The sequence below is a fragment of the Micromonospora sp. CNZ286 genome (assembly GCF_014207755.1).
Window position 1 is genome coordinate 5,411,729 of the sequence record NZ_JACHIZ010000001.1, and the last position, 13,594, is coordinate 5,425,322.

Annotated in this window: 12 protein-coding genes and 1 tRNA gene; 8 read left to right on the forward strand and 5 right to left on the reverse strand. The window is 72.0% G+C overall.

Features of this window, described 5'->3' with window-relative positions:
• Nucleotides 1-110: 110 nt before the first annotated feature.
• The 4 genes from FHX31_RS23870 (at nucleotide 111) to FHX31_RS23885 (ending at nucleotide 3,241) form a co-directional block, all read left to right on the forward strand.
• A complete protein-coding gene (locus tag FHX31_RS23870; RefSeq protein WP_013284436.1) occupies nucleotides 111-1,565 on the forward strand; it encodes a glycoside hydrolase family 3 protein in 1,455 nt (484 codons plus the stop codon).
• Between the two features lie 122 nt (nucleotides 1,566-1,687).
• Complete coding sequence (locus tag FHX31_RS23875; RefSeq protein ID WP_013284435.1) at nucleotides 1,688-2,122, forward strand: hypothetical protein; 435 nt, start codon at nucleotides 1,688-1,690, stop codon at nucleotides 2,120-2,122.
• A 152-nt stretch (nucleotides 2,123-2,274) separates the two neighbouring features.
• Nucleotides 2,275-2,601 (forward strand): hypothetical protein, encoded by a 327-nt coding sequence (locus FHX31_RS23880; protein ID WP_402884807.1) that lies wholly within the window; start codon nucleotides 2,275-2,277, stop codon nucleotides 2,599-2,601.
• A complete protein-coding gene (locus FHX31_RS23885) occupies nucleotides 2,540-3,241 on the forward strand; it encodes a TetR family transcriptional regulator (protein WP_013284433.1) in 702 nt (233 codons plus the stop codon). Before FHX31_RS23880 ends, FHX31_RS23885 begins: the two co-directional genes overlap by 62 nt.
• A gap of 183 nt (nucleotides 3,242-3,424) precedes the next feature.
• On the opposite strand, the gene FHX31_RS23890 is transcribed toward FHX31_RS23885, so the two are convergent.
• Nucleotides 3,425-4,090, reverse strand: coding sequence for a GNAT family N-acetyltransferase (locus FHX31_RS23890; RefSeq protein WP_184977210.1), 666 nt, complete (start codon nucleotides 4,088-4,090; stop codon nucleotides 3,425-3,427).
• A gap of 230 nt (nucleotides 4,091-4,320) precedes the next feature.
• Between FHX31_RS23890 and FHX31_RS23895 the strand changes: the two genes are divergently transcribed.
• Both FHX31_RS23895 and FHX31_RS23900 read left to right on the forward strand, forming a co-directional pair.
• Nucleotides 4,321-4,506, forward strand: a complete 186-nt coding sequence (locus FHX31_RS23895) for a hypothetical protein (RefSeq protein ID WP_013284431.1) — start codon at nucleotides 4,321-4,323, stop codon at nucleotides 4,504-4,506.
• Nucleotides 4,507-4,614: 108 nt separating this feature from the next.
• Complete coding sequence (locus tag FHX31_RS23900; RefSeq protein ID WP_013474282.1) at nucleotides 4,615-5,133, forward strand: hypothetical protein; 519 nt, start codon at nucleotides 4,615-4,617, stop codon at nucleotides 5,131-5,133.
• Between the two features lie 48 nt (nucleotides 5,134-5,181).
• Here FHX31_RS23900 and FHX31_RS23905 read toward each other — a convergent pair whose 3' ends face one another.
• The gene (locus FHX31_RS23905) at nucleotides 5,182-5,919 is read right to left on the reverse strand and encodes a Clp protease N-terminal domain-containing protein (RefSeq protein WP_013284429.1); all 738 of its coding nucleotides are present in this window, start codon (nucleotides 5,917-5,919) and stop codon (nucleotides 5,182-5,184) included.
• Nucleotides 5,920-5,983: 64 nt separating this feature from the next.
• On the opposite strand from FHX31_RS23905, the gene FHX31_RS23910 reads away from it, so the two are divergent.
• Nucleotides 5,984-7,696 (forward strand): Na+/H+ antiporter, encoded by a 1,713-nt coding sequence (locus FHX31_RS23910; RefSeq protein ID WP_013284428.1) that lies wholly within the window; start codon nucleotides 5,984-5,986, stop codon nucleotides 7,694-7,696.
• Nucleotides 7,697-7,723: 27 nt separating this feature from the next.
• Here the strand turns inward: FHX31_RS23910 and FHX31_RS23915 are convergent, their stop codons facing one another.
• Together FHX31_RS23915 and FHX31_RS23920 are read right to left on the reverse strand one after the other, a co-directional pair.
• A complete protein-coding gene (locus FHX31_RS23915; RefSeq protein WP_402883172.1) occupies nucleotides 7,724-10,378 on the reverse strand; it encodes a DUF4132 domain-containing protein in 2,655 nt (884 codons plus the stop codon).
• Complete coding sequence (locus FHX31_RS23920) at nucleotides 10,379-10,687, reverse strand: hypothetical protein (RefSeq protein WP_232236641.1); 309 nt, start codon at nucleotides 10,685-10,687, stop codon at nucleotides 10,379-10,381.
• Between the two features lie 112 nt (nucleotides 10,688-10,799).
• Between FHX31_RS23920 and FHX31_RS23925 the strand changes: the two genes are divergently transcribed.
• The gene (locus tag FHX31_RS23925) at nucleotides 10,800-12,302 is read left to right on the forward strand and encodes a sigma-70 family RNA polymerase sigma factor (protein WP_184977211.1); all 1,503 of its coding nucleotides are present in this window, start codon (nucleotides 10,800-10,802) and stop codon (nucleotides 12,300-12,302) included.
• A gap of 1,158 nt (nucleotides 12,303-13,460) precedes the next feature.
• On the opposite strand, the gene FHX31_RS23930 is transcribed toward FHX31_RS23925, so the two are convergent.
• Nucleotides 13,461-13,536 (reverse strand) — tRNA-Lys (locus FHX31_RS23930).
• Nucleotides 13,537-13,594 lie beyond the last annotated feature (58 nt).

Below are 13,594 nucleotides of genomic sequence, written 5' to 3' on the forward strand. Positions count from 1 at the left end.
TTTTCAGTAAAGTTTTCTAACCACAAAACGCCTGCCAAGGGGTGCCCGTTAGCGTATCGGCCACCCCCATCCGCAGAGGTCGGACGACCCGGCAGGGAAAGGGGATACTCGTGGGTCTGGATCCAGGACTGCGCCGGCTCGCGCTGGGCACGCTGCTGGCCGCGTACCCGGGACCGGTCCCGCCGGACTGGGCGGTCGACCTGCTCGCCGACGGGCTCGCCGGGCACACCCTGTTCGGTACCAACATCCACGACCCGGCCCAGGTGGCGGCGTCCACGGCAGCGCTGCGCGCCGGCCGCCCCGACGTGATCGTGGCGATCGACGAGGAGGGCGGCGACGTCACCCGGCTGGCGCACGCCACCGGCAGCCCGTACCCGGGCAACGCCGCGCTCGGCGCGGTGGACGACCCCGACCTCACCCGCCAGGTGTACGCGGCGATCGGCGCGGAGCTGGCAGCGCTCGGTATCACAGTCGACCTCGCCCCCACCGTCGACGTGAACACCGCCGACGAGAACCCGGTGATCGGCACCCGCTCGTTCGGGGCGGACCCGAAGCGGGTCGCTGTCCACTCGGCCGCCGCCGTCGCCGGTCTCCAGTCGACCGGCGTGGCCGCCTGCGCCAAGCACTTCCCCGGGCACGGCGCCACCGTCGCCGACTCCCACCACGAGCTGCCCACAGTCGACGTGCCCCCGGCGGTCCTGCGGGAACGCGACCTGCCGCCGTTCGCCGCCGTCGTCGACGCGGGCGTCCGCGCGGTGATGACCGCGCACATCCGGGTGCCGGCGCTGACCGGCGACGGCCCGGCCACGTTCAGCCGCGCGGTCCTGCACGACCTGCTGCGCGTCGAGTACGGCTTCACCGGCGCGATCATCACCGACGCGCTGGAGATGAAGGGCGCCGTGCTCGCCGCCGGCGGGGTCGGTGCGGGCGCGGTGCGGGCCCTGGCCGCCGGCGCGGACCTGCTGTGCATCGGCGCCCGGGTGGACGCCGAGCTGGTCGAGTCGGTCGCCGCCGAGATCGTCGCGGCGATCACCGACGGCCGGCTGGCTCGGGAGCGGGTCGAGGAGGCCGCCGGCCGGACCGCCGCGCTCGCCGCCGCCACCGGCCCCGCCGACGCCCCGCCGCCGGCCGCCGACGGCCTCGGCTACGCCGCCGCGCTGCGGGCGGTACGCGTCGAGGGCGACCTCACCCGCGACACCGCACCGCTCGTGGTGCAGGTGCACGCCACCTCCACCATCGCCGAGGGGCGGGTGCCCTGGGGGCTCGGCCCGCACCTGGCCGCCGGGGTCGAGCAGGCCCGCGCGGTGGCGGGCGACACCGACCCGGACCAGTTGCGGCGGCTCGCCGGGGACCGGCCGGTCGTGCTGGTCGGCCGGCACCTGCACCGGCTGCCCGGCGCGCGCGAGCTGGTCGAGGCGCTGGCCGCCACGCATCAGGTGACTGTGGTCGAGATGGGCTGGCCGGGCGCGTGGCGGCCGGCGGGCGCGCGCGCGTTCGTCGCCACCCACGGCGCCAGTCACGCCAACGGCCGTGCCGCCGCCGACGCGCTCGGCCTGACCGCCTGACCCACGCGCCCCACCCGGCCCGCTGCCCTGAAGGGCGGCGGGCCGCTCTCTTGAACGCGTTCAAGTTCTGTCGTACGCTCACGGTGCCCGAGATTTGAACACGTTCAAGAGAGGCGACGGGGATGGACGTGAAGGTCTGGATGTATCTGGCCTACCTGACGGTGAGCATCGGCCTCACCATCTGGGTGGCGCGGGCGCTGTCCCGCAACGGGCTGGTGTTCCTGCAGGACGTGTTCGCCGACAGCCGGCTGGCCGAGGCGGTCAACAGCCTGCTGGTGGTCGGCTTCTACCTGCTCAACCTCGGCTACGTCACGGTGGCGATGAAGGAGTCCGGTCCGGTCGGCGACGCCAGCCAGGCGCTGGAGCAGCTCTCGCTGAAGGTGGGGCTGGTCCTGCTGGTGCTCGGCGCGCTGCACTTCTTCAACGTCTTCGCGCTCGGCCGCTACCGCCGCGGCCGCCTGCGGCAGCAGGCCACCCACCCGCCGCTGCCGCCGGTCGGAATGCTCCCGCCGCAGGGCGGACCGGTACCGGCGGGTCCGAACCCGCCGGCCCGGTGACGTCCGCCCCGGGCGGGCGCCGGCAGGATCCCACCGGGCACGGGGCCGGTGGGATCCGCGGGTTCACCGTCCTGTTCGACGCGGACTGCCCGATGTGCCGGGCCGCCCGGCGGTGGCTCGCCTCGCGCGCCTAGCTCGTACCGCTGGAGTTCGTGCCGGCCGGGTCCGCCGAGGCCCGGCGGCGCTTCCCCGGCCTGGACCACGACGCCGCGCTGCGCGACCTGACGGTGGTGGCCGACACCGGCGCCGTCTACCGCGGCGACGGCGCCTGGTTCGCCTGTCTCTGGGCGCTCGCCGAGCATCGCGGTACGGCCGAGCGGCTGGCCCGGCCGCACCTGCTGCCGCTGGCCCGGCGGGTGGTGGCGGCGGCCTCAGCGGTCCGCGAACGGATCCGGGAACCGGGATACGGTGACGACGATGACCGAGCAGAGTGCGCCGACGACCGCTGCGGGTGGACAGGGGTCGACGGCCCGGGGTGAGCAGACCCGTCAGCTGATCCTGGACACGGCGATGCGGCTGTTCCGCGAGCGCGGATACGCGCGGACGACGATGCGCGCGGTCGCCCAGGAGGCAGGCGTGGCGGTGGGCAACGCCTACTACTACTTCGGCTCCAAGGAGCACCTGGTCCAGGAGTTCTACGCGGGCACCCAGCGCGAGCACCGGGAGGCGGCCGCGCCGGTGCTCGCCCGGGAGCGGGACTTCGGCCCGCGACTGGCCGGGGTGCTGCACGCGGGCGTCGACGTGCTGAGCCCGTACCACGCGTTCGCGGGCGCCTTCTTCAAGACGGCGGCCGAGCCGACCTCGCCGCTCAGCCCGTTCTCCGCCGAGTCGTCGGCACCCCGGGACATGTCGATCGCGCTGTTCCGCGAGGCACTCACCGGGTCCACCGTCAAGCTCGACGACGAGCTGCGCGAGGCGCTGCCCGAGCTGCTCTGGCTCGGCTACATGGGGGTGGTGCTCTACTGGGTGCACGACCGCTCGGAGGGGCAGGTCAAGACCCGGCAGCTCATCGACGGCGTGGTACCGCTCGTGGACCGGCTGGTGGGGCTGTCCCGGCTGCGCGTGCTGCGGCCGGTCACCCGTCAGGCGCTCGCACTGATCCACACGCTGCGTCACTGACTTCGCCGCCGCACCTGCCAGCGATTGCGCAGGTGAGAGTCCGTAACCGGACAGTGGCACACCCCTTGTTGACCACCGGCACTAACACATAGCGTTACCGATGTCGGGGCCTGGGGGAGAGCAGCGGACCGTGGATCCGGCCCGGGATCCACGGTCCGCGCCAGGCCGGGGATCCGGGCCGGCTCAGCGGGGGAAGACGCCGAACGCGGTAAGGCCGCGATCCGGGAACCCGGCCGCCTCGGCCACCCGGCCGGACGCCGCGTTGCCCGGGTCGTGCAGGTAGGTGGGGATCGCCCCCTCGTCGAGCACCCGGCGGGCCGCCTGCGCGACCAGCCGCCGGGCCAGGCCGCGCCCGCGCGCCGTCGGCACCGTGCCCACCGCCAGCTCGTGGCCGTACGCGTCGTGCCGCTTGATCCCCACGCCGGCCCGGTACGCGCCGTCGGCGCCCCGGACCACGAGCACCTCCCTGTCGAACAGCCGCAGCCACGGCGGCAGCCCGGGCAGCGTGGGCGGCACCCACTCCCCCACCTCGGGCAGCGGCGCCGGGTCGGTGCACCACCGGAAGACCGAGGTGTGCGCGATGAACTCCGGCATGCCGACCGCGCCCGGCAGGTCGGGCAGCCACTCCCCGAGCGGCCGGTCCCGCACCAGCGTCCGGACCGCCTCGACCCGGTCGGCGGCCACCGAGAGGACGGTGCTGCCGCCCGCTGTCACCGCGACGGCCGGGCGCAGCCGCCCGTCCCAGGCCGGGCGGGCGCGGCGGTAGGACCGGACCACGTGCAGCCCGGGGCCCGCCGGCCACTGCCCCAACCAGGTCGCCAGATGAAGGAAGACCCGCCGGTCGAGCACGTGATCATGGTACGCCGGGACGCCGCGCCCATGCCTGCGGAATTCGCCGATCGCGGCGCGGTTGAGACGCGCGGCACGCGGGTAGAGGGTCGGCACGCCAGCGACGGGCGCCGATTCCTGGTTCCGCCACCGGCCGCAGGAACCCCGGGCGCTTCGCGGAACCGAAGGCATCGCCCCTGCGTCATATTCATTTCCATACATGGACAAGTTTCTCTGGGACGGTAGTGGTCATGCCTCACGAACCGAATGACCGATTCCAGCAGGACGCGGAGCGCGGCTGGCGGGCCGCCGCAGACGCCGGACGGTTCCCGGCGCAGCCGGCGTACCGCGAGGCCCGCGACCGGGCGCTCTCCTGGGCCGAGCTGAACGCGCAGCCGGCCGGCACCGCCGCCTGGCGTGGCCTCACGCCCCTCTGAGAGGGCGGGCGGCGACACACCGGCCGGGCGGGCGTACCGGCCTTCGCACACCTGTGCGGTAGCGTCTTGTGGTCCGATTTCCGGCCTACGACAGGAGAAGCTCCGCGCATGGGCAAGAAGACGATCCACGTCTCCGACTTCACCGGTCAGGTGCTCAGCCCCGACGACGAGGTGGTCAAGGTCGTCGTCCTGGAGCACCCGGACCTGGTCGCCGGCCCCGTGCAGCTGGACGCCACCGCGGTCGAGGTGGAGAGCATCGACGACGCGGCGCTCGACGTCGCGGTGGTGGAGATCCACGACCGGCACGGCCACGGTGAGCCGCGCCGGGTGGTGCTGACCGCCAGCGAGTTCGACGCGATGGCGACCGACGTGCCGATGGCGCAGCTGCTGCGGACCGCCGAGCGGGTCAAGCCGCCGAAGGCCCGCCGCGCCACCGAGAAGATCGACTACGGCACCATCGAGCACGCCGGGCGCCCGCACCGCGGCCGGGTCACCGAGGAGGAGGCCCGGCTGGTCCGGGAGCACCTCGACGAGGTGAACAAGCGGCTGGCCGACGCCGGGATCCGCCAGGTCGACCCCGCCGACCCGGAGCACGCCGCCCGGTACGGCTTCCCCACCGCAGACTGACACCCGGACGCCGGGCACGCGCCCCCGTGACGCGTGCCCGGCGCGGTGTCAGGCCCCTTTCCGGGTGATCTCGGCGAGCGCCGCCTCGAACGCCGACTCCAGCGCGGACTTCTCCAGGCCGAGGCCGCGCAGCACGCCGTCGTCGCCCTCCTCCTCCAGCAGGGCGAGCAGGATGTGCTCCGTACCGATGTAGTTGTGCCCCATCCGCAGCGCCTCCCGGAAGGTCAGCTCCAGGACCTTCTTGGCCCGTGCGTCGTAGGGGATCAGGTCCGGGACCGGGTCGGCCTTCGCCGGCAGCGTCGCGGTGACGACCTCCCGCAGCCGTTCCAGGGGTACGCCCCGAGCCACGATCGCCGCGGCGGCCAGCCCTTCCGGCTCGGCGAGCAGTCCGAGCGCGACGTGCCCCGGGGTGATCTCGGCGTTGCCCGCGGCCCGCGCCTCCTCCTGCGAGGCCAGCACCACGTTGCGGGCGCGCGGGGTGAACCGGCCGAACCCGGAGTTCGGGTCGAGCGCGGCGGCGGTCTCCGCCTTGGCGGCGGAACGCTTCTGGGCGGCCTGCTTCGTCACGCCCATGCTGCGGCCGATCTCCGTCCACGAGGCGCCGGAGCGGCGCGCCTGGTCGACGAAGTGCCCGATCAGGTGGTCGGCCACGTCGCCCAGGTGGTCGGCGACGAGAACGGCGCCGGCCAGCTGATCGAGCGCGTCGGTGTGCGCCTTCTTGATGCCGTCGATGAGGTCGTCGAGTCGTACCGGCTGGGTCATCTTGAGCGGTTCGGTCTCCTCCATGCGTCAACCATAGGTTGACGATCCTCGACCGTCAACCCTCGGTTGACGACACCGTCCGCATCGCATGATGATCTCGACGCGGGTACTGTCGGTCGAGGTGAGCACCCATTCGACACTGCTGTTCGTGCTCGCCGCCGTCGCGGTCGTCATCGCCGTGCGGTGGGTGGCCTCCCGGACCGGCCTGCCGGCAGCCGCGCTGCTGCCACTCATCGGCATCGCGTACGCGCTGCTCCCCGGCCCCAACGTCAGCCTCGACCCCGACCTCGTGCTCATGGTCGTGCTGCCGCCGCTGCTCTACAGCGCCGCGCTGGACTCCTCCCTGCTGGACATCCGCCGCAACCTGCGGATCGTGGTCAGCCTCTCCGTGGTGCTGGTGCTCCTCACCGGACTGCTCGTGGGCATCGGGTTCCACCTGTTCGTGGCCGGCGCGACGCTGGCGGCAGGCATCGCTGTCGGTGCCGCGATCGCGCCGCCCGACCCGGTCGCCGCCCTGGCCGTGGGCCGCCGGGTCAACCTGCCGCCGAAGATGGTCACGATCATCCAGGGCGAAGGGCTGCTGAACGACGCCACCGCGCTGACCATGCTCAGCGTCGCTGTGGCCGCCGCCGTGGGCGGCACGTTCTCGTTCCCCGCCGCGATCGGGCAGTTCGTGCTGGCAGCGGCCGGCGGCATCGCGGTGGGCGTGGTCGTCGCACGGGCGAAACGGCTGGTCCGGCCGCTCACCGCGGACCCGCTGCTGTCGAACGCGATCTCGCTCGCGACGCCGTTCGTGGCGTACCTGCTCGGCGAGGCGCTGCACGTCTCCGGCGTACTGGCAGTGGTGGTCGCCGGCCTGATCGTCGGCCACCAGACGCCGCAGTTCGGCTCCGGGGCCGCCCGCCTCCAGACCAACGCCGTGTGGCGGCTCGTCGACTTCCTCCTCGAAGGCTTCGTCTTCCTGCTGATCGGCCAGCAGCTCCCCGCCGTCATGCGGGGCCTGCGCCAGTACGAGACGTCGACAATCGTCATCGCCGTCGCCGTGTCGGTCGGCGTGGTGCTGCTTCTGCGCCCGGCCTGGCTGATCCTGACCCAGTGGCTCCCCCGGTCGCTGCACACCCGGCTCGGTGGCGTCGCCGAACAGGACGACACCGACGATCCTGATGCCGCACGCCGGCTCGGCGGCGTCGACCGCAACGCCCGCGGGCTGACCTCCCGCGAGGTGGTGGCCCTGAGCTGGTCCGGTACGCGGGGCGTGATCAGCCTGGCCGCGATCTTCACGCTGCCGCTGACCACCCGTAGCGGAGATCCCTTCCCCGATCGTGACCTGCTGCTGTTCTGCACCTTCGTGGTCGTCCTGGTGACGCTGGTCGGGCAGGGCCTGACGTTCGCGCCGCTCGTGCGCATGCTCGGCCTGCGCGCCAACGAGGCCGACCAGGCCCGGGTACGCAACGAGGCCCGCTCGGCCGCGGTGGAGGCCGCGCTGGCCCGCCTCGACCTCGTCGCCGCCGAGGAGCCGGACAGCAGGGTCGCCGTCGACACCACGCGGGCACAGTTGCAGACCCGGCTGGCCCGCTACCGGGGGCGGCTCGACCTGCTCCAGCAGAGCGGATCGTCGGAGCTGCCCACCTCACCGGAGTACGAGACGGCGCTGCGGGTCCGCAGGACCGTCCTCGAAGCGCAGCGCGAGGAGTTGCTGCGGTGGCGCGACTCCGGGCGGCTGCCGGACGAGGAACTACGCGTGCTGGAACGCGAACTCGACCACGAGGAGCTGCTGCTGCCGAAGCGGGCGCCGGGCTGACTCCGGACCCGGCGCCCGCCGACCGCCTCACAGCTGGCGCAGGATCACCGGATCCTTGATCTTCTTGTCGGCGGCCAGCAGCAACGCCTTGCTGATGATCTCGGCGAGCCGGCTGTCACCCTCGAAGGGCAGGTACATCTCCGGCTCCTTCGCCTTCGCCGAGTCCGGGATGATGCACAGGTACCGCTCGTCCGGTGCGATCAGGATGTTCCCGGAGCCGCAGTGGATGCGGTACGTGTGCAGGTCGCCGCGTACCTCCAGGAACCTGTCGGTGAGCGTGCACCGGTCGGCGATGGCCAGCCGGGGGATCAGGTCCGCCAGCACGTCCCGGCGCGTTCGGCCGGTCGGGGTCAGCTCGCCGAAGCTGCTCTGCGCCCAGTAGTCGCGATACCGGCCCTGCGGCCCACCGTCGTACCAGTTCGGGTCGGCGCCCACCCCGGCCGCGGCCACGAACAGGTCGACGTCGCGCATCACCTCGCTCAGCACGACCGGCGGCACCTCCGCCAGCGGAACCGGCAGGCGCTCTCCCCGGATGAAGAACAGCTGGTCGGTCCCCATCGTGTCGAACACGAGGTCGTCGCCCCGGTCCTCGATCCCGGCGACACCCAGTTCGGCGCGCAGCCCCCAGTCCGGGAGGGCCAGCCAGGGCAGGTCGTACGAGGCCCCGTCGTTGCGGTGCTGGACGTACGACCAGCCACGCCGGGACAGCAGCGCGTTGAGCCGGTGCTGGCGCACGATGTGCGCGGCGAACCGGTTGGAGTACATGCCCGTGGCCCGCTCCGCGTCGGTGAGCAGGTACTGCTCCCGGTGCGCCTGCTTGAACGGCTGGGTGATCCCGTGCCGGGTCAGGAAGTCCCGCCACGGCCCCACCGCGTCGGGGTCGAGCACCGGATGCCACAACCGGACCGTCGCCTCGTCGGCCGGCTCGACCATTGTGTCGTCCACTGTTCGCAGCGCCTCACCGGCCCAGCAGCAGGCCACGCCGTCGACGGTCCAGATGAGACGCCGGGCCAGCGTACGGGCCAGCGGATGGTCCAGGAACCGCTCGCGCCACTGCTCGACGGTCCACGAACGGTCGCGTCGCAGCAGGCCTTCCAGCCGGTCGCGGGTGGCGACGAGCGTCGCGGCGACGTCGGCGACAGTCGCCTTCAGCTCCTTCACCTCGTCGCCGTGGTCCCTGCGCACCTGGGCCGGAGGCGTCTTGACCACCTTGCCGTCCGCGTTGCGCCACACCACTACGGCGTCGACACCGCGCACCTCCAGCTCGTACGAGCAGTCGCCCAGCTTGTCCGCGAGCGGCAGCCCGAAGCCGGGCAGGGCCATCTCCTCGACGTCCTCCCGGCTGACACCGCGCGCCTCGGCGTGCCGGGTCAGCCCCTTCTCCACCAGGCGCAGCGTGCTCTTGTAGGTCAGCCGCGAGGACAGCCGGGCCAGTTGGGCGAGGGCGGCGGGGTGATCGGTGTCGACGAGCGCCGCCACAGCGACGTTCGCCAGTTTCGGGCTCGCCGGGCCGTGGCCGGAGATCTTGCGGGCGGCCCGTTCCGCGATCTGGCCGAGGCTGCGCAGTGTCTGCTCGGACGGCTGGCACATCGTCCGCATCCAGATCAGTCCCCACAGCAGCCCGACGTTGTAGCGGTCGATCATCCGTGGTGGCATGTCCTCGATGTGGCCGGGGCAGCACGCGGTCATGCGCAGCGGCAGGCTGCGCGCCTGCCCGACGAGCGGGAGCCAGTCGTCGAGCCGGGCGGTGAAATCGTCGACGCCCACCGCGTCGAGCAGCGACCGGGCCTGCTTGCGCCAACCGGCCGTCGGCTTCGCCTTGTCCACCTCGACCGGACAGTGCGCCAGCAGCGCCTCCCACGCGGACCGGCGATCCGCCGGCATCGCCTCGACGTCCGCGATCGCGCGGTCGGCCCACTGCTCACCGACGTTGGGGATCGGCCACATCCGTTCGGCCTCGTCGCTGATGTCGCTCAGCGAACGTTCGAGCCGGGTCCGGCGCCAGGTCGCCAGCGCCGCCGGGTTCACCCGCCCGGCCGACGCCTCCGCCTGGATGGCCTCCCAGGTGAACCGATTGAGGTGCCAACTCCAGTAATTGAATCCCAGCCAGGCCTGAGTGCCCAGCCGGCCGAGCCAGGCCGAGCCGTCGAGGCCGCCGCCGGAGCGCACGACACGGATCAGTCTGGTCTGCTTGTCACCGCTCTCCCCCGGCACCGTCAGCGCGTCGAAGACCACCTGGCGCACCGGCGCCGGTTGCGCGGCCAGAAGTTCTTCCGTCCGGCGCCACGCCTCGCCCCGGGCCCGGTCCCACACGCTCACGTCCTGGTGCGGCCGCCCTGGCAGGTGGCCGACCATTGTCAGCGCGGCGGCGGCACGGCGGTCATGATCCGCGTCGTCGCCGGCCAGGTCGGTCACGGCGGCGGCAACCGACTCGGCCTTCCGCACGGCCTCCGACAGCAGCTCCTCCTGCGGCGGAGCGGGATCACCGGACCGGCGCGTGTCGTTGAGCGCGGCGAGCAGCGCCGGAACCGAACCGGCCGGCGCCCAGCCGAACACGGCCACCACACCGTCGAGGAAGTGCCGCAGGTGATGCTCGTTGAAGGCCTGGTCGTCGCTCTCGCGCCAGCCACTGGCGGCGTCGACCACCTCGCGCAGTGCCGCCTGCACGTCCTGCGTGTCCACTCAGCCACCCACCAGTGGGACGAGTTTGAGGAAGGTGACCCGGGATCCGGCGTGCAGGTGGATCTTCTCGCCCAGGTCGGTCACCTGGCGGTCGTCGACGAGCACCACGAAGGCGTTGCGGCGGAACGCGTCGAGCGTCAGACGGGTGCGCTCCCCCGCGTCGACGTCCACACCGGACTCGGCGATCTCCAGCGATACCCGCCGCCGGATCAGCTCGTCGAGGCGTACCTCCTCCTCGAAGACCTCGATGGTCCACGTGGGCCCGCTCGGAGCACCGACGACCTCGTCGGTGACTGTGATCAATGGCATGGCGGAGAAGGTAACGCCTCCCACCGACACCGCACACATTTGTGTGACCTGACCGCGTACCGGACAGTCTCCACCGTGTACGAGATCGTTCGGTGAAGGCGAGGTTGTGAGCGTGTCCTCTCACGCGTACCCGGGCAGGGCCGACATGTCGACGGTGGTGGACGCGGCACGCCGCGGCGACCGGGCGGCGGTGGACGAGCTGGTCTCGCACTGTCTGCCGCTGGTCTACAACATCGTGGGCCGGGCCCTGAACCGGTCGGCGGACGTCGACGACGTGGTGCAGAACACGATGCTGAGCGTCGTCCGCGGGCTGCCGGGCGTACGCGAGCCGCAGCTTTTCCGCTCGTGGCTCGTCGCCGTCACCATGAACGAGATCCGCACCCACACGCAGCGCCGGCACACCACACCGGCGCCGCCGGAGGACATCGACAACGTGATCGACCCGCGCGCGGACTTCGAGGACCTGACCCTGACCCAGCTCCGCCTCGCCGACCAGCGCCGGGAGGTCGTCCTGGCCACGCGCTGGCTGGACGACGACCACCGCCACCTGCTGTCGCTGTGGTGGCTGGTCGAGGCCGGTCACCTCAGCCGCGCCGACCTGGTCGACGCCCTGAAGCTGGCCCCGCACCACGTGACAGTGCGCGTCTCCCGGATGAAGGCGCAGCTGGACACCGCCCGGCTGGTCGTACGGGCCCTCACCGCCCGGCCCGGGTGCGCCGGCCTGGCCGACACGGCCTCCGGCTGGGACCGCCGGCCCGCGCCGGTGTGGCGCAAGCGGTTCGCCCGCCACATCCGGGACTGCCCGCACTGCCCGGACGCGACGACCGACCTGGTCCCGGCCGAGCGGCTGCTGGCCGGCCTGGCGCTCACGCCGCCGCCGGCCGCGCTCGCCTCGGACGTCACGCACCACCTGCGCACCGTCGCCTCGCCGTCGCACGTCGTACCGCCCGGCGCGCAGGTCGTGACCGCCGGGGCGCGGTCGACGCTCTCCCTGTCCAAGACCCTGATCGGCATCGTCGCCGCCGTCGCCGTGCTCGGCGGGGGCGGGCTCGTTCTCGCCAACTACCCGGAGGAGCCGGGCCGGCAGCCGGCGAGCGTGGCAGCCGCGCAGCCCTCGGCCGCGACCGCCACACCGGCGCCCACACCCTCCCCGACTGCGGCGAAGCCCTCAGCGACCGCGGTGAAGCCGTCCCCCACCACGGCGCGCCCGAGTCCCGCCAGGTCGGTGAAGCCGTCACCGAAGCCGACTCCGTCGCCGTCCCGGTCGGCCGGCACGTCGACGGGTGTCTCCGCCGCGGAACGGCGGCTGCTGGTGCTGCTCAACGAGCGGCGTCGCGCGCTCGGGCTGACCGAGGTCAAGCTCGGCGCGGCGCAGCACCGCGACGCGGAGGCCTGCGTACGGCAGAACCTGAACGCCGGCAGCGGGCTGAAGCACTGCGGGCACGAGGTGCTGTTCGCGTCGTCCGGCACCGCCACGCCGGAGCAGATGATCGAGGCGTGGTTCAACAGTCCCGGCCACAAGACGGCGCTGACGTACACCGGTTCCCGCTTCGCCGGCCCGGCCATCGTCTCCAACGGCAGCCGCCAGGTCGCCGCCATCAACATCGACTACTGACACCGCGGGGAGAACGACTTGGCGGGCTCACCCGTGTGCCTTGCTAGCACCGCAGACCGAGGATCTACGAGCAACGGCAGGACCCGAGGACCGAAATCCGCACCTCGCACGAAGGGCAGAAGACCGTGAGTTGAGTGGCAGGTTTTAGCGGTTCTTGGCGTGTGGGCGCTTGCGGGGCTGCGACGGGTTTCGCCCGGCCGGAGGCAGCTCTCGACTGCAGGGCTTTACTTGTCTTCGGGCCCGCATGTGGCTTCTTCTTGCCGCGTCTCCGTTTATGAACGGATGGGAACAGAGATTTGCCGGGCGGGGGAAGAATGCTCTTTACCAGGTCGGTCGTTACGTTCGACCATCCCTTGGCACGAAGGTCACGCGAAATCTCCCAGGTCGCCAGCAACGGCCGATGGGCATGAATTTGAATTACCGTTCGACGAATTTCCTCCATAGATGGGAGCACTGGGACGGGCGCCGGGGCCGGGAGCGGGGCAACCGCCGTCACTGCGGACCGCTTCGGAGTTCGCTTGGCCCTGGATTGCACTCGACGCACCGCGACAGCGATTTCCTTGGACGTCAGACGGGCCCAGCCGCCGCCCTTGCGATGAAGGAGCTCCCGCACGGACACCTTGGCCTGCGAGCGCAAGATCGAGGCGATCTCATCGTCGAGTTCCCGATTCGATGGCTTGGGCGCGTGGCGGCCCAGGGTGGGCGTCGGAGTTGACTCAGCATTGGTTCGCCGCAGGGCCGAGCGCTTGGATCTGCCGACAGGAGGTGTACGGGAACTGCCACGGCTGTTCGCCGCCGAGTCAAGCCAGGAATCGGGCCCGCGATCTACGACATCATCATCAGTCTTGTCATCCACGGACGAGGCGCCACGGTTAAGGTACCAGTCGTTGATTGTGCGACCCCTGACCACCGCAGCCCTCCGGTTCCGCCCGGATATAGATGATGCCAGTGTCGCGACGCGATGTCGATGGCTCAAGACGGCGGAGGGTAGCGTATTCGCAAGCAGGAGCGCTCAACCGCAACATCTCTCAGCGAATCCGACCGTCTCAGCGCGCGTGTTCCTCGTGCAATCCTCAGCACCTATCGAAGATCGCCTGCCGCCGACGCGTGCGAAAAGGCCCTGACCGGCGTGGAACGCCTGGTCAGGGCCTTGATCGTTGGTGCGCCGCCAGGGACTCGAACCCCGAACCCGCGGATTAAGAGTCCGCTGCTCTGCCAGTTGAGCTAGCGGCGCTCGCTGACAACGGGACGAGACGTTAGCACGCCCGCACACCACCCCGGAAACGCAGGGT

What these genes read in the sequence shown, in the direction of transcription:
- FHX31_RS23875 (WP_013284435.1), top strand. Translation starts at nt 1,688, where the DNA reads ATGGACGTGAAGGTCTGGATGTATCTGGCCTACCTGACGGTGAGCATC.
- FHX31_RS23885 (WP_013284433.1), top strand. Translation starts at nt 2,540, where the DNA reads ATGACCGAGCAGAGTGCGCCGACGACCGCTGCGGGTGGACAGGGGTCG.
- FHX31_RS23895 (WP_013284431.1), top strand. Translation starts at nt 4,321, where the DNA reads ATGCCTCACGAACCGAATGACCGATTCCAGCAGGACGCGGAGCGCGGC.
- FHX31_RS23900 (WP_013474282.1), top strand. Translation starts at nt 4,615, where the DNA reads ATGGGCAAGAAGACGATCCACGTCTCCGACTTCACCGGTCAGGTGCTC.
- FHX31_RS23905 (WP_013284429.1), bottom strand. Translation starts at nt 5,919, where the DNA reads ATGGAGGAGACCGAACCGCTCAAGATGACCCAGCCGGTACGACTCGAC.
- FHX31_RS23910 (WP_013284428.1), top strand. Translation starts at nt 5,984, where the DNA reads ATGATGATCTCGACGCGGGTACTGTCGGTCGAGGTGAGCACCCATTCG.
- FHX31_RS23920 (WP_232236641.1), bottom strand. Translation starts at nt 10,687, where the DNA reads ATGCCATTGATCACAGTCACCGACGAGGTCGTCGGTGCTCCGAGCGGG.